The following is a 20,231-nucleotide window of genomic DNA, read 5'->3' as shown; positions in this document are numbered from 1 at the left end:
CAGGAACAACCTAGTACGTGATTCGAAACTCCAAGAAACACGCGGGAGTTGCTGAACCGTCGCGGTCTAACCTGCCGTGAAGTCCAAGGACGACCTGGGCTGCTTCACAGAGAGGCGGGACGTAGTGGGCGAGCTTGCGAACGAGGCGGACATCCGACGAGACCGACACCAGCAGGCCGAAGTGGCTGCTGAAGCGCTGCGGACGGCACTTCGGGTGAACGGGCTGCCCACCCTGCCCTCACTGGATGTGGCACCGGAGGTTCAGGGGCTTCGGGAGGGTGGCTACGTCTACCTGGGGGGGTGCAATGCTCACACGGCCCAGGCCCTGGCGGATCTGCTGATGCTCCACGCCCGTTGGACGGGGCGAGTCATTCCCAGCGAAGCAGACGTCCAGGTGCTCCACGGGCTGCTCGACCTGCCCGAAAACCAGCCGCCGGCACACCTACCGATGCGATCCTCCAGGGAAGTGAGCGCATGAGCAACGTGGACGAGTCCTCTTCAGTGGCGACCACCGATGAGAGGAGATGGGTGCCCGAGGAGGGGCAGCAGGTCTCAGTGATCAAGACCGGTGAGCTGGTGCGGATCATGTCCGTGCACAGCTTCGGGGTCTTTGTGCGGCCGCTGCGGGGCGGGCGGGAGCAGATCAAGCGGCTTGCCGACCTGGTACCGCCGGATGACGCCCCTGGAGGATTCAGAGAGTGGCAGGCCAGCCGCGGATAGCCGGCATTTGGGACAAGAGTTTAGCGGGAACGGCGGGGCCAGGTCATTCGGCGAACCAGAGTGCGTGGAAGTTAGCGGGCCTTGGATCGGCGGAACAACCGGCGGAGGAACACGGTCGCTTTGCGAGGAGATCGAGGCGGATCTTCCGAATCTTTCAACCACGCGCGCTCTAGTTGTTCACGGGATTTCTCGGTGCGATAAAGATCGGCTCCATGTAACCACTCGTTAGAGACCTTGCCCCATCCCGATGGATCCGCCTTTATTTGCTCTATGCTCCAATCTGGACCCGTATCCACTCTTCCGGTTTCTCGTAGCCCTTCTTCGGCGAGTTCAAAATAGTGCCGATCGTAGGTTGGACCATATTCACCCGCCTTCATCCCCCTATATGTCCATGAACGTCCACCCTCCACGTTTCCCATTATAAGGAAATTGTCTCAATATTATCAATGGGAAAGAATCGCCTGGATGGCGGAGCATGAGAAGAAGCTAGGGTGGGTATAGACACACCTATGGTGTGGGCTGTCTTCAGCCGTGAAAGATGGTGGCGCTGGGAAGCCGGAACAATCCTGGCCGCCGTTCTTGCCGTGGTCGCCCAGGTTCTGCAAGGGGCGCAAAACCTGGCGTTATCAATCCCAGGAGGCGCATGTGCCTTGGTCGCGATCCTCCTGCCGGTATTGGAAACGAGAAGAGCAACCAAGCGAGCAGAGGACGCGCGTGCGGAGGCAGACCTCGCGAAGCAGTCCCTGGTGACAGAAAAGGCAGTGGCAGCGGACGATGCTAACAGGAGAGCGAAGCAAGGACTAACCCGACTCCTCAACCCACTTGCTAATGAACTTGTGCATCTAACGCACTCAAAACACAGCAATCCGTACAACGTACGACGGGCGCTAAAATTGATGGTAGTTCAAACCGTCGCGCCTAAGATGCCGGATGGTGTGCGGGTCTCGTTCTTCAAGCTTGACAAGCATCCCTCAAGGACCCTGATTTGCCATGGATTCTCTGACGGCCGCGATGGCCACCCAGGCGAGACATTTCCCGCAGGGGAGGAATGGGGCGACTTCATGCTCGCTTGCATGGAAGATGGCATGAGATCGCCTCTATTTATCAGTGACGTAAAGAACCCCCAGGTGGGCGTCAAAGCTCACCCGAAATGGCTGTCCGGCGAATGTGGCTATGAAGCGTTCGCTGCCGCTGCCGTGCTCTCGAAGACTCGCGAGCTCGTGGGAATGCTGACATTCGACTCCCCGAATGCAAAGGCTCTGAGTATCGAGGACAGCGAAACGCTAGCGATCATTGCCCAGCTCCTTGCTGCTGGTTGGCAAGCTGCAGGGAGGAAATAGTCAGAGAGTTAGGAACAGCCGGCAGGCTCTTTGCCTGAGGCTTTGGCCGGTGTCCTGGCGCGGCCTGGGAGCGGGGAGGCCGTACGCTCGACCAGCACATCGGGGCAGCTGGCCAGCTGCCCCTTGAGGCCCCGATTTGGCCTTCCCGCTTCGGGCCCCAGGCCGCGGTAGGTGGGTAAAACCTCAGGGTCGCTCGGGCAGAGCACGCCAGACTGCATAACCGCAGCCATAGACCTATACCTAGAACCATGGCTACGCAACACAACCAGAAGTCCCAAACAGGGTCGGTCCCAGGAGAAAACGAGGAGCCACCACTCGTCTGGCTAAGAACCGGTTTCTTCTTTGCAATCATCGGGCTGTTGTACGTTGTGCTCTTCAACCCACCGAAGGACCTCCCAGAGTTAGGAAGTGGCGCAAGTGCGCTTGCGGTGGGACTTCTTGGGCTCTCGGTCAACCCCAAAAAAGAAAAAAGCTGGCACCCTCTCTTCATCGTCCGAGTTCTCGCCTACCTCACTCCTGTTGTCCTTGTTGGGCTAGCAATCTACCGGATGTACCACTCAGACAGCGCAGCTGCGGCCGGCGTACTAGCAGGAGCTATCGCTGCGCTGGGCGGGCTATCGCTTGACACGAGTGGCTTCACCCTTCCTGAGGGAAATAAGCTATAAGCCACTCAGGGAACAACAGCGCCGCGCAGAGAAACGAAAACGTCGCTTAGCCTCGCAAGAAGCGTCAAGAGCTAGGCTATAGGGCTAAAGCCGCCACCGGAGCGAGACGCTAGCCTCGTAAGTTGGTCGTGGAACATTTCTTGTGCGACATGGGCGGTTCATGGCATGGGTGCTATAGGTTCTTTTCTCCCTTCTGGCACATGATGTTACGACCTGCCCACCGCGTCAAGGACGAGCCCCTTCGGGGTCCTTCGGATCCTTGACCCGCTGGCCAGGTCGTAAGAGCCGCCAATTAAGGAAGGAAAAGGGAAAGATGGTCAGGGGGTAGCTAGCGAGTCCTTGTGCAAGGCGTCGATCGTGAATTGTAGAAGCTCATCGAGAGCGGCGCGAAGTCTAGCAACGGAGATGCGCTTTGGAAGTCCTCCCCGCACTTTATCCAGGGACAACCCCTCCCAGAGCACCTGGTGGGCCACGTCTAGAACTGAAATCTTCGTCCCTTTGATGAAAAGCGTTGGGTGATCCACGCCAGGCTCGAAGGTGGCGAGACGGAGGTAGTTCATGCCGCGGCCTCCTCGCTAAATGGCGGAAGTTGATAGCCGCCCTTACGGAAACCCTCGTCAAAGCCGAAGATGCTCTTGGTCGAGTGGGCATCGGCGAAAGCCATAACGAGGCAGTCTGTATAGCTGACTGAATTGGGCTTCTCTTGAAAGAGGAGGAAGGCGTGGGTGTGAATCTCGGGGGTTGTTTCTACGAGCTGAAAGTCATCGGTGTAGAGCAGCTCACAGACAGGAACTGTCTTAGCGTGCCCGAGGGACTTGCCCAGAAAGTTTGTTGTCTCGGTGAAAACCTCTCCTGGGACGAGTGCCACGATGTCGTGAGCCTTGAGGTAGGTGCTTATGGCTAAGGCCCGTTCGTGGAGCGCATCCTCCTCGTCGACAAGGGAGATTATGGCGCTGGTGTCCATGATGATTGGGTCATTTAGCGTGTCCATAGAGAGTGTCGTCGATCGAAGCAGAGGCGCTTGGGCCGAGGCGAATGTCGAGCTTCTTGCCCAGGGCAGCAAGCGCAAGGAGACCTTCCCCTGCGTTGCCGGTTGGCACCTTGTGAGTCAATCCCTCTTGAAGAGCCTCGCGGATCACCTGAGCCTCTGCCTTCTTTTCCTTCAAGGCGGCAAGCTTGACGCGACTGTGAATCTCCTCCGTTAAATAAACCTGCGTTCGAATCATACGTCTTGCTTATAACATATATCTCGCAATTGAGTCAACCCCCAATTTATTTCCTAGCCTCGCCTCTCCTCGCTCCCGCTCGGAATACCGTCCCCTTTGCTCTCCTGCGCTGCGTGGGGCGGTCGCGTGGTTGGCGCCGGCTGATGGGTGTGGCCATGGTGACGGCCTGGCGCACTGGCTCGGGAGGGGGCGGCTTGAAGTAGCGGTCAAGATAGAAGCGCTCGATCTCGGCCAACTCGGTGGGGGAGAGGCTGAGGTCTGGGAGCTTGGGGGTTGTGACCTTCTTGACCTGGTCGTCGGGCAACCTGATGAAGGCCTCACCAACGCGGAGTTGCTGGATGGCCTGGACCTGGCGCTCCCACTGCTCTTGGAGGGGGTAGTAGGTGGGGTGTGAACGCTGCTCGGCGGCCTGGTCCACTACGACGTGCTTGACGGCATCGGGGTCGACCACGCCAAACAGCCGAGCCGAGTGCTCGGCGTCGGGACGGCCGGCCTTGAAGACGACCTCCAGCCCTACGTTCTGAAGCGCCCCCTTGAGTCGGTCGGAGGCTTGGCTCCAGTTCTGGTGCGCCATGACGCAGAACAGGTTGTACTTACGAGTCTCGGAGAGCATCCGTGTGAGGCTCTCTTCGCTCTGGGCCATGAACTGAGAGAACTCGTCCAGGATGAGAACGTGCGGGGTGCGGGCGGATCCTCCAGCGCGGACGCTCGCGCGGCTGAGGGCTGCTGTCTCCATACCGACGGTCACCAGGCAGCCAAAGAGCCGGCGGGTATCCGGTGAGGCAACCGCCAGGTTGATGATCACCGAGGTGCCCGAGTCGATGATGGCCCGAAAGTCCAGGGCGGTTGCGTGGGCTACCCAGCGCATGGCGAAGGATGGGGGAGAGCGTCAGGAGGTCGGCTCGGTTGAGCGTGGACTCCTTCATCAGTGGCGCCTCCCGTCCCCACTGATCCATGCGCAGGTGGAAGAACCGTACGACTTGGGGGTCGGTCACTGAGGCGAGTACCTGCTCGCGAAAGGGCGTGTCGGTCAGCAGGTCGGAGAGTCGGGTGAGGGGCAGGCCGTTTTGCCGTAGGGCGATGACAGCGTGCTTGAGGATGTTCTCGAAGGTCGGGGCACCGCGGGCCAGCTCGGGCCAGGCCCGACGGGCAGCCTCGGCAACGTGCTCGGCCATGGCGTGATCGTCGAAGGGCTGGGCCAGGAAGTTGAACGGCAGGAAGCGCTGCTGTGCCGCGGCAGCAGGAACGTCCAGGTACACCAGGCGCGCTCGCTGCTCGGGCGTTGCAAGCGCTTCGGCCTGGACGAGGTGCGCTAGAACCAGCTGGGCGAGATCGCCATGGGGATCAATGAGGGTGACCGCCTGGCCGGCCTGGTGGAGGGCGAGAAACAGCGAGGCGAGGAAGTAGCTCTTGCCCGAGCCGGTCTTGCCCAGCGCATGCATGTGGACACGAGCATCGGTGAGCGGGAGATAGAGGGTTCGCGGGAACAGCCAACTCCAGTACGTGCCAAGGGGGATGCGGGGCGCTGGGTGGGTCGGCTGAAAGATCACTCGACCTCCCGTTCTGCTGGCCCCAGCCACCAGCGCTGGTCAGTCTCGGCCTGCTGCTGGGGTAGGGAATCAAGCAGACTCACGGGATCGTCGTCTGCGGCCGTGAACCAGAGCGGGGCGAAGAAGAAGGCGGCGGGGTCTGTGGTGACCGGCGAGGCCTGCGTGAAGAGGAAGATGTCGGCAAGCTGAACCTGTCCAGTCGCGGTGAGCTCGGCTCGCGTCCAGTCCACCAGCTGCTCTCGGCGGCGCGTGGTAGGCACCACCACAGCGATGGTGATGTTGTCGGTGTCAAAGGCCCGCCGGTATGGCCCCGTCGCCCAGGCCGAAAGCGCTGCGACCTTGCGGCGCCAGTGCTGTTGCGCCTCGGTGCCGCGGTCAAGCTCCAGAGCGACAGAGATGGGCTGCTCGTCTGTCGGTGACTGCAGCTGGAACCAGGCATCAGGGATCACGGTCACCGGTCGGCTGTCGGGCGGGCCCACGGGCTGCACGCGGATGGTGGAGCGTTTGAGCTGGCGCTCATTGAGAAGCCTGGGCATGGCGACCTGGTGCTCACGGCACAACAGGGCCGCGGCAACCAGGACATCGATGGCAGCAAGGGTGTGCTCCATGAACGGGTTGTCCCACGCCTTCGCCAGCTCCTCGGACGGACGGTAGTAGGAGGAGACAAGCGGCACGCCACGGGCGGCGAGGAAGCGGCGGCCCTTGTCGGCCAGGGTGAAGACCAGAGGTGCTGAGCCAAGGCGTGGCGTGGGCAGCTCCCGCAGCCTGAGCAGGTAAGACTCCTCGGCGAGCCGGCGAAGTCTTCGCTGGGCATAGCGGTTGTTGTCGTGCTGGTTGGGATAGAACAGCCGGCCTACCTGGGCAGCGGTCATGTACTGGAAGCTGTTGATGGCCCGCAGAATCTGCGCATCGACCTCACCGATGCGAAGCGGACGGGCAGCGCCCTTGGAGTTTGGTAGGTCGTTCATTGGACTACCTTGCCAAACGAGTGTCACAACTCGAACTGAAACAGCGTAAGACTCCCGTAAGAGAAGCTACTTTCCAGGCGACCTCTTGGGGGAACGCCTCCCGATTGGGGGGTCCTCTGGCGGCTCTTGCCCTGGGGGCTTCAGCTCGGGTGGCGACGCGCCCGAGAGCTTCTCGCGAAGGGAGCGCAGGGTGGGGTCTTCATCGCGAGGTCGGCAGAATGCAGCGTGGGTCTGGTGGAGAAGTTGCTGATGCCGTTGTGTCTGCTGCTGCGCAGAAACAGGCTCGGGCCGATCGCTCGTACGGATTCGACTGGTTCCGTGACGGGTCTTGACGAAGGCTTCGCGAGGACGAAGCAACTGGAGCTCTTCGGCGATCTCTATCTGAGTAGAAGAGGGCCGTATCTGTATGAGCGGTTCCTCAATCAGCTTCCGGACAATAATCGAAAGCTTGGCTTCAAGCTCCTGCTCTCGTAGGGCAAGTTGCTTCGGCTCAAGTCCCCTAGGGGTACTAGCCAAAGCTCGTACGAGATCTGCGAGCTTGTCAGGTTCGGCACGGCCGTTCTTTTGGGCGGTATAGAGCACTTCGTTTAGGAGAGTTACGGCGCGACGAGCATCATCGGGATCGAATTCCTCGTCTCCCCACCCAAGGTTTTGTGTGGGGTATTGTGTCGTTTCGCGTTGAGGCTGACGAGGGGTCTTAAAGTAGTCCTTATGGCCATTACGAATAATGTAGGCATCTTCGTGCTTCGACCAGGTGCGATGTAGCTGTATGTGGCTCCCCTTGAACAGGGGAACTATATGTTGCAGCGCAAAGAGTTTCACGTCCTCCTCGGGGTCCTCGATGAGTGCCTCGGCGACATTGGCGCGCAGATTTGACCGCTCCCTTGATACACGCAAAGCAGTGAACTTCGCCGAGATCGTTCTAGCGTCCGCCGGCGTGAGCTCGAAGGCGATGGTAGTGCCAGCAGTTTGAGCGCCCGTTATCGAATCACCCAGGCCTGCGGCAGCAAGCTGGTCGATGTATTGGTGCGCAAGAACAGTCTTGGCTCCATACTTGCGGCCAGCGACAAAGAGATTGACGAAGCGATCGGTGGCAAAGTTGTGGAATTCGTCGACAAGGAGTGTGTAACCAAGGCTTCCGTCATCCGGAAGATTGCTGAATGTCTCAGCTTCAATCAGCGTGAAGAGTATGACGCCCGTGTAGCGGGCTGCGGCTCCAAGCACCTGATCATCGACTGGAAGTTTGACCAGAAGACTCTGGCGCTTCTTCAGAAGCGACAGCACATCGATTGCGGGGTCTGGATTACAGAGCAGCCGTTTAAGGAGCGGATCACGGTTAAGCTTTCGCAGACGCCTGAGGAAGGGGCCGCACCGCGATTGGCGCTGATCGGCAGAAAGCTTCGGGAGTGTTGAAACCCAGAACGTTCGAGTGTCGTCATCCTGGCAATTTCTGATGACGTGAGCAGGGATAGCAGATGCAAGCCAGGAAGGGACGTCTGCAAGGGTGCAATCAGGGTTGTCTATGAGTGTTGATGTGACGTGATCCAGGACTTCATCAACGAAGACCCCACCCTCGATCTCTGGCCAGATCCGACGGAACACTGAGGAAGCACGCAAAACCGTCCTGGTGCGTTCAACCTCATCCGAGGGATCGCGGCAGACGAAGATGTTCAATGAAAAGGGGAAGTTGCGAGCGTCGCCAAGGTCAAGAAGAAAGGTGTGGCGCAGCCGACCGGTCGACATGGTGTTAACGATGTCATCGACCAGCTTACCGTGCGGGTCCAGAACGATGACGCTATCGTGGGCGTCCAATCGCTGCAGAGCAACGGTTTGCAACAGGGATGACTTGCCGGTTCCCTGCGTGCCGAGCACGTAGATGCCAGAACAGAGCTCGTCAGTGGGGAGCAAGCACTGGCCGTCGTCACCGGTGCCAATTGTTACAGGGCTAGGGTCAGTCCATCTGGCTATCGCTTGCTGTCTCTTGATGGCTTCTGGCATATGCGAGAGAATCGACTCGCGATATTCCTGGCTCCCGAAGCGGAAATCAGGTTGGGTAGTGAGCCAGAGCAGCTCCTCCCAGCTCCGTTCACGGGGAAGAGAGGTTAGTGGGATGACGACCTCGAATGGACCGTAAGCCCTTTTGTTGAACTGTCCGGCCATGGGGGTACCTCACAGGGCCAGGAAATCACAAAGTGTCATGTGCCTACCCGCAAAGGGAGAGACCCAAATGCGCTTAAGCGGCCACACCAGGCGCGACGCTCTGGACACAAAGAGTGGTTGCCCCCTGACTCACTGCTTTGGCGGCTTGTACAGGCCAGGCGGAACAAGAAGCAGCTTGCGGATCGAGGACTTGGTTGTGGCCTGTATGGACGTGGGCTCATGGTACAGAAGTTGTACAAAGGTCTTGTCGCTGCCATCGTTCAGTGGCGCGATAATCGGTGGTGCCACCTCGACCATGCCGGCTGCTAGTGCGGAAAGTCGCATTGAGCCAAGTGCCTCAGCATCGGGTTTATCGAAGTGAAGGGTAGCTGTATACGAGAAGACGGATTCCACGGTCCCGTCAGTCTTCTGTCGTCGCGCTTCATCCCTGGTTAAGGAAAGCAGATCCGCCAAAAACTCAAATCCGTCGCGCCACTCCTGCTGGGTCCACTCGGTTCGGTCATCTTCGTATGGCTCTCCTCTGGTATTCGCTTCTGTCATATATATGGTTCGTATATCTCATAAGCGGGGCCTTCTCGTCAAGAGGGCAGATCTCCTATCGGCCTCGGCGCGCGTGGGAGTTCATTGTGCGCAGGGAGATCCGGCTTCCTTTTCTGTGGGAGAAGAAGAATGTCCAGATGTTCAACGGCTGGTTATAGCAACTGAGTAGATCTCCTGCGCCGTCTTGGGGGTGCCGTCTCGGGCCTTGTATTCACGCTCGTGGAGGTACCCAACGACATCGACCTCGCGTCCCTTCACCAGCTCGCCGGCCTCGATGCGCTTTTGCAGCGCGGCTGCGCGCTCGTTGAAGGCGATCACATCGCGCCAGGTGGTAGTGCCGTCCTCGTTGTGCATGGCAAGGGGGAACTTGGCGACCAGCTTGCCCCCGCGAGTCTCACGGATGGTGGGGTTTCTCCCCAGCCGGCCGGTGACCTTGATGCGCTCGGGCTCGACCTCGGCTCCTGGCTCTGCGGGCTTGTGGGAACCCTCGGCCTCTTCTGCTTCTCGAATCCGTGCGGCACGGGCAAGCGGATCCTCCGCGGCCTGGGCGTCGGCCGGCGGCTGCGCTGAGGCGACAGGCGTTTGCCCAACCTGCTGGATCATGGGTCGTACATCGGGATAGGCGCCAGGCATCCGGTTGAGGCTGTCAGCAGACTTCTCGGGCGGCTTGGCCAGTGTGACCACAGGGTCAGCCGGTCCCTGATCCTCGAACTGCTTGGCTGTCTGCTGCTCGCTGAGGATCTGCTCGGTGTCCTCGACATGGTCTGGCAGGCCGGCGACCGCGGCAGGGCCGGTATCGAGCTGGTAGCCCATGGTGATCGCACCATCAGGATGGAGTGCAACCGTCACGTGCTCGTGGTCGGCGTCCTTTTGCAGGAAGACGATGCCCTCTTCCTCGACTGTGGGCGCCGTGCCACCAAACAGCTCGATGCGGGCTCCCTTGGTCGTGATACGTGAGACGCCGGTCTCGGGGAAGGTATCCAGGCTCAGAAAGGTCTTCTCGCCTTGCACCTGGAAGTGCTGGCCCTTGCCGTAGGCGGGATCATTCACCGCAGTGGCATCAGCCTTCAGGGCTTTGGCGATGGCCGCCCCATCAAAGTTTGCTTGTTGCTCTCGTTCTGGCATATGAGAGCGGATTATACGGAGCTATGGCAGCGAAGTATGTATGGCAGATTACAAATAGCACTGGGATCATGATCGCCAATGTAGTGAATCAATACGAGGGAAAATGCCATGCCAAGAAGAATGGATAGCTCAATTAGAAGAGCAGACTGGCGCACCTGTCGGATCCTCGTGCTTAGTGTCGATGAGTCTCTTGCAAGCAGAAGGGTGGCTGCAAAGGCAACTGGAACTAGCACGACTGTCGCGTCTTTTGCGGTCAGATCGGTATCCGCGACTCCACGGACGGATAGCAGGGCGATAGCAAATGCTGTAACGACCATGGTGAGCCAAAGCATTGCGGATTGTAGTCTAGCCAAGCGTAATGGCAACTTGATCCAGATTCGTTCGTCCCGATCCCATGTGGAGTCCTGCCTGAAATAAAGTTCAGAAGTCCTCACTTCTTCATCCACCGTCAATCGTTTTGAGTTTTTGAAGCGTCGACCTAGCTTGTCTAGGGCTTCTGGGCGGTGGAGACGGACAGACGTATCGCCAACTCGGACGCTCACATGATTGGTCTCGGCATCGGCGAAGGCAAGCATTGTATATGCGCTTCTACAAAAGTGCTCGCGCATTGGCATGGACGTATCGCGCGTCTTTGTGAAGTAGATTGCCCGCTTATGTGTCACCTCGATAATAAAAGCCTCATTCAGAGGAACGGTGCATCTAGCAAAGGCCACCCAGCGCAAACCATAGCCAAAGTAGGCGCCAAGGAACTTCTGCGCAAGAAGTGAACCACGGGCACGTTGTGCGGCATGTTGTATAAGGTCATGAAGAGTGCCCAAATAGCTTTCAACTGACTCACTTGTGGGCATTATTTTATGCTTTCGCTTTTGCTGTCGGAAGTAATAAGGAAGTGCAAGTAAAGGACATTCGGCGCCGCTCAGATGTTCTGAGAGGGCGTGATTGCCGGCTATCTTCCGGATGTCCCTTGATGCATTTTCCCATCCCCTATAGTGCTGGATAACATCACTGGGAGAGATATCCTTCTCATTCGCAAGAAGGAACTCCTTAACGATTTTGGCCTCCTTTCGTTGATCCCAGTATCCAATGGTTCGCAGGGAAGGATGGTAGTACTTCTTCCAGAGCTCCTCGTAGTAACTGGATGGGAAGTAGAAGACGGCTGTCAAAAACTCGATAAATCCCCCAGGGAGATCGCCTTCTTGAAGTCCAGCCATGCGTGCCAGGTGCACAACATGTTTAGCCTGAATTCGGGCACTCTCGTCAAGCGGGATTCGGTAAGCCTCCTGCCCGTCAACGGTAATATGGAGGTCGAGTACCGGAATTGCTGGCATGTCCGCAATTGGGAGAATTAATTCAACGGTGTTGTGGGTTCGCCTAAATGGGCTCAATGGGGCGTTGAGTATGCCTTTCAAACTAATCATCGGCTGCTCATTGTCGTGCTCATGAGGTTCCGATATAGCCGTGACGAGCGGGCGGACATGGATCTCACGCTTGCGCTCGGACCAAAGTGCACTTGAAAGTTCAATGCGTTCTATAGCGCGGAGTCGCCAAGCGGGAAAATCGGCAATAAGCGCCACGGCAGCTTGATCGACTTGTTCTTTCTCATCGCCGGAAAGTAGACGCATGCCTGCAGCCTCCCTCCTTGCCACCAAAACTGCTATATTGACTTTAGGAAGTCCTTTATGGATAATAGACTATAGAGTTCTAAACAATGGATGAACTCGAAATAGAAGGATATGGAAAAGCCTACTCCATGGGAGATTGCCATCGATCAAATTTACAGGGAAAACGCCAAGCGCGAAAACACCGACAATCCCATGTCTCTGGAAGAGCGTCTTGCAGCCGTAAAGGCTGCTGACAAGCTAGCAAATAAAGAAGATTCAAGACGCTTCAACAGGGCTATTGGCAAGAGCCCCCATCGCGGTCAATAGTCGCAGAAAACAATTGTCTCGCTTCCTGTCGGCATTCTGGCTCTATCGCGGGCGTGTATTTTTTCCTCTTTTCGCTACCGGAATGAACATGGGATCTTCATCCAATTGGTCTAGTTCACCGAGCGGGATCCAGGCGAAGCATGTAGTGATGGTCGTATGACCGATCCCAGCGCTACCCGCATCGCCGCACGAGGGTCTAACGATCGCAAGTCACTTACGTTCTCATGGTCACCCCCGCCTAGCACATATACGTGGATGACAACGCTCCTAAAAGAGTTCGGTTACATGGCGCTTATGGCGTTCCTAGGTCTCGCGGCAATGAGCAAGAGAGACCTCAAACTCTCTGGCCTCGAAGCTGACATCCTCGCAATTACTGCAGGGCTGATGGGGCTAATTGTCAACCGTCATCTATGGGTTCCAGCCGTTGCTACCTTAGTGGTTGCTGGGCTTGCAACATACTGCGTATTCGCGCTGCATCCAGAGCACCCATCTGCCGGCATGGCGTTAGCTGGATCCATTGCCGCGTTTGGATCGCTTTTTGTAAACTCAACCACCATTACGCACCCTGTATACCCGCAAACAGATTAACAACCAAGGTTCGACACGTGATCTGACCTCCCTTCTTCAAAGCCTGTGGCATCCAAGGCCATCTGCCATTATGTGCTCACACAGCCGGTAATCACTCGCATACGCACCATGCTGGCCATAGCGCACCTCCAGCACTTCCACCGTCTCACTGAATACTCATCGTGGCAACGCTACGATGAGTGACAACTACGCTTCGTAGCCAATATGGCTCCAGGTAAACCCACCGTTACGGCACAGGCGAGCGGCTAGGGTGATCGTCAGGGCGCGGGCGCTGCCCAAGACTCGACCCCTTGCCTGGCCCCGCGCCTCAGCCACACACCCCTGCGAGGGCACCACGATCTCTGAAGCGGGCGCTTCGCGCCTTCATGATCACTAGCTCATCGTGGCCCCTGCTCGCGTCAGGGATGGTCTGATGGCCCACGCGACAATGTCAGAGCGCGAGACGACGAACAGCCCCTCCTGTAATAGGAAGGGCTGTCGCCTCTATATGGGGTGACCTTGACAGGAGAGGTCCGAGCGTCCGGCTGTGTCACGCATTTGTCACGGACTCCGACTTGCCGGCTGGAGCGAAGCCCTCTGACCTGGACGTTTGCCGGACCTCCTGGACAAGCTGGACGCCAAAATCCGGTAGTCCTGCCATGGGAGAGCACCGGGGCGCGGGCGTCGTGCTCGTGCGGGTGGTTCGCCCGCCGGTCGGACCGCCGCGGCGACGATCAGATGGTCGAGGCGTCGATCACGAAGCGGAACCGGACGTCGCCGGCCAGTACCCGCTGGTAGGCCTCGTTGATCTCGTCGGCCCGGATCAGCTCGATCTCCGCGGTGATGCCGTGCTCCCCACAGAAGTCCAGCATCTCCTGGGTCTCCGGCAGCCCGCCGATCATCGACCCGGACAGCGACCGGCGCCCGAGGGCCATCGGGTACGGGTGCACCGTGATCGGCTTCTCCGGCATGCCGACCTGCACCAGGGTGCCGTCGGTGCGCAGCAGGCCCAGGTACGCGCTGAGGTCGAGGTCGGCGGAGACGGTGTTGACGATCAGGTCGAAGCTGCCCGCCAGCTCGCTGAAGGTCGCCGGGTCGGAGGTGGCCCGGTAGTGGTCGGCGCCGAGCTTCAGGCCGTCCTCGCGCTTGCGCAGCGACTGGCTGAGGACGGTGACCTCCGCGCCCATCGCGTGGGCGAGCTTCACACCCATGTGGCCGAGGCCGCCGAGGCCCACGATCGCGACCTTCTTGCCCGGGCCGGCGCCCCAGTGGGCGAGCGGCGAGTACAGCGTGATGCCCGCGCACAGCAGCGGCGCGGCGGCGTCCAGCGGCAGGCTGTCGGGGATGCCCAGCGCGTACGCCTCGTCGATCACCAGCTCCGAGGAGTAGCCGCCGTACGTCGGCAGGCCGTCCTTGCCGGTGCCGTTGTAGGTGAAGACGAGGCCGCCCTCACCGGTGCAGTACTGCTGCAGCCCGGCGCGGCAGTTGTCGCACTCGCGGCAGGAGTCCACGAAGCAGCCGACGCCGACCCGGTCGCCGACCTTCCAGCGGGTCACGCCGGGGCCGACCTCGCTCACCACGCCGGCGATCTCGTGGCCCGGGACCATCGGGAAGATGCCGGTGCCCCAGTCCTCGCCGACCTGGTGGATGTCGGAGTGGCAGATGCCGGAGAACTTGATGTCGATCACGATGTCGTGCTCGCCCACGGCCCGGCGGGTGACGGTGGTCTTCGCCAGCGGGGCGTCGGGGTGCTGCGCCGCGTAGGCGGCGACGGTGCGGGTGGTGCCGGTGGTGCTCGCGATGTCCGTGGTGGCCGTGCTGTTCGTCGTTCCGTTCGTCATGTCCCCAAGACTGCGGCGGGGCGGCCGGGCCAACCAGACCAGAGGTCTTCGTACGAACCCGGAACGTAGGCGGGCGGGACGTAGGGAAGCCGGACGTAGGGAAGCCGGACGTACGTCCGGGGAAGGTACGCACGGCAGTATCACCCTCGCCCGACCCCGGGCGCGCCGGATCGCCCGCATACTGCAGACATGGACCAGCGCACCGAACTCAGCGAGTTCCTCCGATCCCGCCGCGCCCGGCTCCGGCCCGAGGACGTGGGCCTGCCGGACACCACCACCCGGCGCCGGGTGCCCGGGCTGCGCCGCGAGGAGCTGGCCCAGCTCGCCGGAGTCAGCACCGCCTACTACACCCGGCTCGAACAGGGCCACGGCGAGAACGTCTCCGCCGCCGTCCTGGACGCCATCGCCCGGGTACTGCGGCTCAGCCCCGCCGAGCGCGAGCACCTGGGCCGGCTCACCAAGCCGCCCCGCCGCCGCTCCGGCCGGGCCGCCGCCCGGGTGCAGCGGGTGCGGCCCGCGCTGCAGCAGCTGCTGGACGCGATGGAGGGCGTGCCCGCGTACGTGCTCGGGCGGCGCCTGGACATCATCGCCTGGAACCGGCTCGGCACCGCCCTGCTCGGCGACTTCGCCGCGATGCCGCCCGAGCAGCGAAACATGGCCTGGCACGTGTTCCTCGACCCGGCCGCGCGCGAGCTCTACCAGGACTGGGAGGGCAAGGCGAACGACGTCGTCGGCATCCTGCGCCTGGACGCAGGACGCGACCCGGACGACCCCCACCTTGCCTCGCTGATCGGCGAACTCTCGCTCAAGAGCCCGGACTTCCGCCGGATGTGGGCCACCCACAACATCCAGGACAAGGGCCACGGCACCAAGCACCTGCACCACGCGGTGGTCGGCGGGCTCAGCCTGCAGTACGAGACCCTGCGCCCGGCCGGGGACGGCGACCAGGTGCTGATCGCCTACCACGCCGAACCGGGCTCGACCTCGGCCGAATCGCTGCGCCTGCTGGCGAGTTGGGCGGCCACCGAGTTCCAGGCGGATCCGTCCGAGTTCCGGACGGGCCCGTCCGAGTTCCGGACGGGCCGGTCCGAGCGGCAGGCGGGCCGGTCCGAGCGGCAGGCCGGTGCGGCTGCCGAACAGCCCGGGTAGCCGCCCGGGCAGTCGCGACCGGAGGGTGTGGCACCCGGCTCGCGGTCGGAAAGTGCAAGGGGTCGATGGTCCCGGGTCCGCCGGGGCGATCGGCCCTTCTCGGCCTCGGTGGCCGGGCAGTTGACTGGGCATGACATGGACAACAGCAGCAGCACGCCCCCCGCCAACGGCACGGCCATCGGGACCGCGACCACCACCGCCGAGTACGACCGGCTGATCGCCCGCCACCACGCGATGCGCCTACGACGCCGACTCCTCGCCCCGCCCGCCTCCTCGGGCGGCGACTTCGGGCACGGCGACTACGGCGTCCACGGCGACGACGGTGACGACGACGGCGGGTACGGCGGCTACGACGGCGCCGCCGACCAGCACCTGATCCGACGCGACCTCGACCTGGTCGCCCCGCTCGCCGAACTGATCGACCACCTCTACGCGGTCATGTTCCGCCGCCGCCCGTACCTGCGCCCGCTCTTCCCCGCCTCGATGGAGTTCCAGCAGGCCCACCTCGAGCGGATCTTCCACCACCTCGTCGACCACCTCCACCGCCCCGCCGAGCTCGGCCGCACGCTCCGCCAACTCGGGCGCGACCACCGGAAACTGGGCGTCCGACCGGTCCACTACGAGGCCTTCGAGGAAGCCCTGTGCGCGGCGATCCGCCACCGGGCCGGCGGGCACTGGACCGAGGAACTGGAGGCCGCCTGGGTACGGATGATCCGCTTCGCCGTCGGCGCGATGGTGGCCGGCGCGGACTCCGCGCTCGCCGAACCCCCGTACTGGCACGCCGTGGTGACCGGCCACGAGCGCCGCCGCCCCGACCTCGCCGTGCTGCGGGTGCGCACCGGCGAACCGTACCCCTACCGCGCCGGGCAGTACGGCACCGTCGAGCACCCGGCGCTGCCGCACACCTGGCGGCAGTACTCGATGGGCTGCGCCCCGCGCACCGACAACGAGTTGGAGTTCCACGTCCGCCGCACCGGCCCGGCCGGGGTGAGCGCCGCCCTGGTCGGGCACACCGCTGTCGGCGACCGGCTGCGCCTCGGCCCGCCGCGCGGCAGCCTGCTGCCCGACGGTGACGCCCGCGACCTGCTGCTGGTCGCGGGAGGCACCGGCCTCGCCCCGATGAAGGCGATCGTCGAGCAGCAGGCCGCCCACCGGCCGACCGGCCGGCGGGTCCACCTGTTCGTCGGCGCCCGGGACCGCTCGGACCTCTACGACTGGCAGTCGCTCGCCGAACTCGGCCTGCACAAACCGTGGTTGACCCTCACTCCGGTGACGGCCGGCCGCCTCGCCGACGCCGTCGCGGCGGCGGGCGACTGGCGCGACCACCTGGCCTGCGTCAGCGGACCGGTCGGCATGGTCGCCTCGGTGCGGCGCCGACTGGTGGCCGCCGGGCTGCCCTCGGGGCAGGTCCGGTACGACCAGGCGCTGCAGCGGTAGCCGGTAGCCGGTAGCCCGTCCTACCGGAAGCAGTACGAGTCCGAGGAGGCGTCGCCGCCCGCGAGGTGGGTCTGGTGTACGCGCAGTCCCCGGAAGTCCGCGCCGTGCGGGAAGAAGCGCTCGTCGATGCTCAGCCCGCCCGCCTCCGGGTCGGCGTCCAGCTTGACGATCCAGGGCTCGATGCCGGCCGGGTAGAACTGGTCGTCCCAGGCGCCGTAGAGGGAGTTGGTGAGGTACAGCCGCCGGCCGTCCCGGCTGATCTCCACCATCTGCGGCGCCCCGCTGAGCGGGCGTCCCGGCTCGGCCGGGTGCGGGGTGCGGGCGACCACCCCGCCGAGCCGGACGGAGGAGGCGAGCCGGGGATGGAACGGGTCCGAGACGTCGTACTGGAACAACTCGCCGGTGCCCCACGCCGACACGTACAGCCAGCGGTCGTCCACGGACAGATTGATGTCGGTGACGAGCGGCGGCACCGCGCCGAACGGCTGCAGCGCGGGCGGCAGGTCCTCGGCCTTGGCCGGCTCGGCGGGGATCTCGATCACCTTGCGCGCGGTGAAGGCCGGCCCGTCCCGGTACCAGAGCCAGACCGAGGAGGACAGGTCCTCGACGTTCGTCACCACCCCGACGAACCCCCACTCCGCCTGCGGATCGTGCGCGGGGCGCAGCTCCAGCACCATCTGGTACTGGTCGCCGAGGTCGACCCGCTGCAGGTGCCGCCCGGAGTCCAGCTCCCAGAAGTGCAGCGCGTGCCCGTACTTGCGGCCCAGCAGCAGCTCCGGCACCACCCCCTCCTCGACCATCCGCGGGGTGCCCCACTCGCTGGTGATGCCGACGTTGGTGCCGAGGTGCCACCAGACGTCGTACGCGAAGTGCTGCGGCCCGCGCTCGGTCTCCCAGGCGCGCAGTACGTCGAAGGTGGTGTGGTCGAGGAGCGCCACCCCGCCCGGCCCGTCGGTGCCGTCACCGGCGCCCAGGCAGGAGAGGAAGACGCCGTCGGGGCCGCAGTGCAGGGTGTGCGGGCGCGAGTAGCCCGCCTTGGCGGCGAGTTCCTCCGCCTCGACGGTCTTGACCAGGCGCGGGCGCACCGGGTCGGGCCTGGTGTCCATCACGTGCAGCCGGGAGGACCGCAGCCCGGGGAGGAGCAGGAAGCGCCGTTCCGGGTTCTCGTGGCAGGCGTGCGCCAGTGCGCTGGAGCAGGCGTTCCACCCGAAGTGGTGCAACTCGTCCCCGAGGGTGGGGAGTTCGGCGAAGTTCAACACCGTTCCGTAGGTCGTCGACTCCGGATCGGTGTCGACGGTGAGCAACGCGTCCGGCCGCTCCCCGGCCCGGTCGAACCCCGCGACGTACGCGAGTTTCTCCGGAGGCGCGGCGATGGCCTCGGCGGCCGACCGGTAGAGCGACGGATCGGTGTGCTCGTGCTGCATGCAGACTCCCCAACTCGCCTTGTCCGTGCGGGAAGCGTTCCACATCGGCACCGGCGCACAGCAGGCGCACGAGGAGTGGCAAGGAAGCGCGGAGCGTACCCTGGGCCGGTGCCGAGACCTACGAAACCCCGGGACAGCACGAGGAGGGGCTCCCGGCACCGAGCCGCGCCCGGAGTCTGTTCCAGGAGTGCGCGGACCCCGGTGGCGAGGTGATGGCCCTGATCAACCTCGGGAGCACGCTCAGCGGCCTGGGCGGCTTCCAGGAGGCGGCCGATGCCTGCCGCGAGGCGATCGGCATGCTCCAGGCGTCGGGCGATCGTGAGGGCGAGGCCATGATCCGGGCCGTGTTGAGCGCCGTCCTCCGCGCCGCGGGCGCCGTCGCCGGGGCGGGCGAGGCCGAGGCGCGGGAGCGGGCGGTCCGGGCCGGTCCGGCGGAGGACACTCCCGGCCGTTGACCCGGCGCCGCCGCGCGGCGCGACCCTACCGGCCGGTATCGTCATGGCTCGGAACGGGTGGTCACCTGCCGGACCGGCAAGGCGGTCGGCAGGCGGAGCGAAGGATCGGTGCGGCGGTGGAGTTTCGGGAAGACATCCTGGGTGCCCCCTACGAGGCGGCGGAGCTCGAGCTGCGGCCGGACGCCGAGGGCGCGGTGTGCGCGACCCTCGTCCGGCGGCTCGTGCCCGGGGCGGAGCGGGCCGTCCTGTACATCCACGGGTACAACGACTACTTCTTCCAGACCAACCTCGCCGACCACTACACCGCGCTCGGCTTCTCCTTCTACGCGCTCGACCTGCGCAAGTACGGCCGCTCGCTGCGCCCGCACCAGTCGCCGAACTTCGTCCGGAGCCTCGCCGAGTACGACGAGGAGATCGACGCGGCGGTGCGGATCATCCGCGAGGTGGACGGGCACAAGCAGCTGCTGGTGAACGGTCACTCGACCGGTGGGCTGGTCGCCGCGCTGTGGGCGGGGCGCCGGGCCGGGCGGGGCGTGGTGGACGGGCTGTTCCTCAACTCGCCGTTCCTGTCGATGCCGACCTCGCCCGCGGTCCGCACCCTCGGCGGGCCGGCCGTGACGGCGATCGGGCGGCTGGCGCCGACCCGCGTCCTGCCGTCGAGCATGAACCCGCACTACACCCACAGCCTGCACAAGGACCACAGGGGCGAGTGGGACTTCGACCTCACCCTCAAGCCCGCCGAGGGCTTCCCGCTGTTCGCGGGCTGGCTGTCGGCGATCCACCAGGGGCACCGGCGGCTGCGGCACGGGCTGGGCATCGACGTGCCGGTGCTGCTGATGGCCTCCACCAAGTCGATCGCCACCACCAAGTGGCACAGCGCCCTGCACCACGCGGACGCCGTGCTGCGCGCCGACGACATCGCCGCGCAGGGGCCGAAGCTGGGGCAGCACGTCACGATCGTGCGGATCGAGGGCGGCATGCACGACCTGGTGCTCTCCGGGGAGAAGGCCCGCACCCGGACGTTCGCCGAGCTGGACCACTGGCTCGCCGCCTACCTGGACGTGCCGTCGGCGGACGCGAAGCCGACCGACGTGCCGCCGACGGGCGTGCAGCCGGTGGGGGAGAACGCGTGACCT

Annotated in this window: 22 protein-coding genes and 1 pseudogene; 11 read left to right on the top strand and 12 right to left on the bottom strand. The window is 63.1% G+C overall.

Features of this window, described 5'->3' with window-relative positions; genetic code table 11:
- Positions 1-76: 76 nt before the first annotated feature.
- The 4 genes from ACZ3TI_RS21670 to ACZ3TI_RS21655 all read left to right on the top strand — a co-directional run bounded on the left by ACZ3TI_RS21670 (position 77) and on the right by ACZ3TI_RS21655 (position 2,725).
- A complete protein-coding gene (locus ACZ3TI_RS21670; protein WP_465728503.1) occupies positions 77-478 on the top strand; it encodes a hypothetical protein in 402 nt (133 codons plus the stop codon).
- Positions 475-720: a hypothetical protein gene (locus ACZ3TI_RS21665; protein WP_465728501.1), complete on the top strand. Its 246-nt coding sequence runs from the start codon at positions 475-477 to the stop codon at positions 718-720. The genes ACZ3TI_RS21670 and ACZ3TI_RS21665 overlap by 4 nt, the downstream gene beginning before the upstream one ends.
- 509 nt (positions 721-1,229) lie before the next feature.
- Entirely contained in the window at positions 1,230-2,060 is an 831-nt protein-coding gene (locus ACZ3TI_RS21660; RefSeq protein ID WP_465728499.1) for a hypothetical protein, read from the top strand.
- A gap of 248 nt (positions 2,061-2,308) precedes the next feature.
- Positions 2,309-2,725 carry a hypothetical protein gene (locus ACZ3TI_RS21655; protein WP_465728497.1) on the top strand — a complete coding sequence of 139 codons (417 nt, stop codon included), beginning with the start codon at positions 2,309-2,311 and terminating at the stop codon, positions 2,723-2,725.
- A gap of 317 nt (positions 2,726-3,042) precedes the next feature.
- Here the strand turns inward: ACZ3TI_RS21655 and ACZ3TI_RS21650 are convergent, their stop codons facing one another.
- The 4 genes from ACZ3TI_RS21650 to ACZ3TI_RS21635 are packed head-to-tail and all read right to left on the bottom strand — an operon-like array spanning position 3,043 to position 4,819.
- A complete protein-coding gene (locus ACZ3TI_RS21650) occupies positions 3,043-3,285 on the bottom strand; it encodes a hypothetical protein (protein WP_465728495.1) in 243 nt (80 codons plus the stop codon).
- Positions 3,282-3,689: a type II toxin-antitoxin system VapC family toxin gene (locus tag ACZ3TI_RS21645; RefSeq protein WP_465728493.1), complete on the bottom strand. Its 408-nt coding sequence runs from the start codon at positions 3,687-3,689 to the stop codon at positions 3,282-3,284. Before ACZ3TI_RS21645 ends, ACZ3TI_RS21650 begins: the two co-directional genes overlap by 4 nt.
- A 10-nt stretch (positions 3,690-3,699) precedes the next feature.
- Entirely contained in the window at positions 3,700-3,951 is a 252-nt protein-coding gene (locus ACZ3TI_RS21640) for a hypothetical protein (RefSeq protein WP_465728491.1), read from the bottom strand.
- Positions 3,952-3,997: 46 nt separating this feature from the next.
- Positions 3,998-4,819: a type IV secretory system conjugative DNA transfer family protein gene (locus ACZ3TI_RS21635; RefSeq protein ID WP_465728766.1), complete on the bottom strand. Its 822-nt coding sequence runs from the start codon at positions 4,817-4,819 to the stop codon at positions 3,998-4,000.
- 220 nt (positions 4,820-5,039) lie between these two features.
- On the opposite strand from ACZ3TI_RS21635, the gene ACZ3TI_RS21630 reads away from it, so the two are divergent.
- Positions 5,040-5,267, top strand: coding sequence for a hypothetical protein (locus ACZ3TI_RS21630; protein WP_465728764.1), 228 nt, complete (start codon positions 5,040-5,042; stop codon positions 5,265-5,267).
- 12 nt (positions 5,268-5,279) lie between these two features.
- Here ACZ3TI_RS21630 and ACZ3TI_RS21625 read toward each other — a convergent pair.
- The 6 genes and pseudogenes from ACZ3TI_RS21625 to ACZ3TI_RS21600 form a co-directional block, all read right to left on the bottom strand.
- Positions 5,280-5,393 (bottom strand): annotated as a pseudogene (locus ACZ3TI_RS21625) (helicase HerA domain-containing protein); the annotation flags it as partial.
- Positions 5,394-5,497: 104 nt separating this feature from the next.
- On the bottom strand, positions 5,498-6,469 hold the full coding sequence (locus ACZ3TI_RS21620; protein WP_465728489.1) for a replication-relaxation family protein: 972 nt from the start codon (positions 6,467-6,469) through the stop codon (positions 5,498-5,500).
- A gap of 66 nt (positions 6,470-6,535) precedes the next feature.
- A complete protein-coding gene (locus tag ACZ3TI_RS21615) occupies positions 6,536-8,629 on the bottom strand; it encodes a type IV secretory system conjugative DNA transfer family protein (RefSeq protein WP_465728487.1) in 2,094 nt (697 codons plus the stop codon).
- Positions 8,630-8,758: 129 nt separating this feature from the next.
- Entirely contained in the window at positions 8,759-9,169 is a 411-nt protein-coding gene (locus tag ACZ3TI_RS21610; protein WP_465728485.1) for a hypothetical protein, read from the bottom strand.
- Positions 9,170-9,310: 141 nt separating this feature from the next.
- The gene (locus tag ACZ3TI_RS21605; RefSeq protein ID WP_465728483.1) at positions 9,311-10,294 is read right to left on the bottom strand and encodes a single-stranded DNA-binding protein; all 984 of its coding nucleotides are present in this window, start codon (positions 10,292-10,294) and stop codon (positions 9,311-9,313) included.
- 11 nt (positions 10,295-10,305) lie between these two features.
- Complete coding sequence (locus tag ACZ3TI_RS21600) at positions 10,306-11,916, bottom strand: hypothetical protein (RefSeq protein WP_465728481.1); 1,611 nt, start codon at positions 11,914-11,916, stop codon at positions 10,306-10,308.
- A gap of 111 nt (positions 11,917-12,027) precedes the next feature.
- Between ACZ3TI_RS21600 and ACZ3TI_RS21595 the strand changes: the two genes are divergently transcribed.
- A complete protein-coding gene (locus ACZ3TI_RS21595) occupies positions 12,028-12,222 on the top strand; it encodes a hypothetical protein (protein ID WP_465728479.1) in 195 nt (64 codons plus the stop codon).
- A gap of 255 nt (positions 12,223-12,477) precedes the next feature.
- Positions 12,478-12,810, top strand: coding sequence for a hypothetical protein (locus ACZ3TI_RS21590; RefSeq protein ID WP_465728477.1), 333 nt, complete (start codon positions 12,478-12,480; stop codon positions 12,808-12,810).
- A 713-nt stretch (positions 12,811-13,523) separates the two neighbouring features.
- On the opposite strand, the gene ACZ3TI_RS21585 is transcribed toward ACZ3TI_RS21590, so the two are convergent.
- A complete protein-coding gene (locus ACZ3TI_RS21585; protein ID WP_465728475.1) occupies positions 13,524-14,630 on the bottom strand; it encodes an NAD(P)-dependent alcohol dehydrogenase in 1,107 nt (368 codons plus the stop codon).
- Between the two features lie 189 nt (positions 14,631-14,819).
- Between ACZ3TI_RS21585 and ACZ3TI_RS21580 the strand changes: the two genes are divergently transcribed.
- Together ACZ3TI_RS21580 and ACZ3TI_RS21575 are read left to right on the top strand one after the other, a co-directional pair.
- Entirely contained in the window at positions 14,820-15,779 is a 960-nt protein-coding gene (locus ACZ3TI_RS21580) for a helix-turn-helix domain-containing protein (RefSeq protein WP_465728473.1), read from the top strand.
- A 135-nt stretch (positions 15,780-15,914) separates the two neighbouring features.
- Positions 15,915-17,216 carry a globin domain-containing protein gene (locus ACZ3TI_RS21575; protein ID WP_465728471.1) on the top strand — a complete coding sequence of 434 codons (1,302 nt, stop codon included), beginning with the start codon at positions 15,915-15,917 and terminating at the stop codon, positions 17,214-17,216.
- Positions 17,217-17,236: 20 nt separating this feature from the next.
- On the opposite strand, the gene ACZ3TI_RS21570 is transcribed toward ACZ3TI_RS21575, so the two are convergent.
- Entirely contained in the window at positions 17,237-18,640 is a 1,404-nt protein-coding gene (locus ACZ3TI_RS21570; protein WP_465728469.1) for a selenium-binding protein SBP56-related protein, read from the bottom strand.
- Positions 18,641-18,852: 212 nt separating this feature from the next.
- On the opposite strand from ACZ3TI_RS21570, the gene ACZ3TI_RS21565 reads away from it, so the two are divergent.
- Positions 18,853-19,095 carry a hypothetical protein gene (locus tag ACZ3TI_RS21565; RefSeq protein WP_465728467.1) on the top strand — a complete coding sequence of 81 codons (243 nt, stop codon included), beginning with the start codon at positions 18,853-18,855 and terminating at the stop codon, positions 19,093-19,095.
- 116 nt (positions 19,096-19,211) lie between these two features.
- Positions 19,212-20,228 carry an alpha/beta hydrolase gene (locus tag ACZ3TI_RS21560; RefSeq protein ID WP_465728465.1) on the top strand — a complete coding sequence of 339 codons (1,017 nt, stop codon included), beginning with the start codon at positions 19,212-19,214 and terminating at the stop codon, positions 20,226-20,228.
- Positions 20,229-20,231 lie beyond the last annotated feature (3 nt).

The sequence above is a fragment of the Kitasatospora sp. NPDC023120 genome (genome assembly GCF_055560835.1).
Note: the sequence above shows the minus strand (reverse complement) of the source record. Positions and strands in the feature narration are given on the sequence as shown.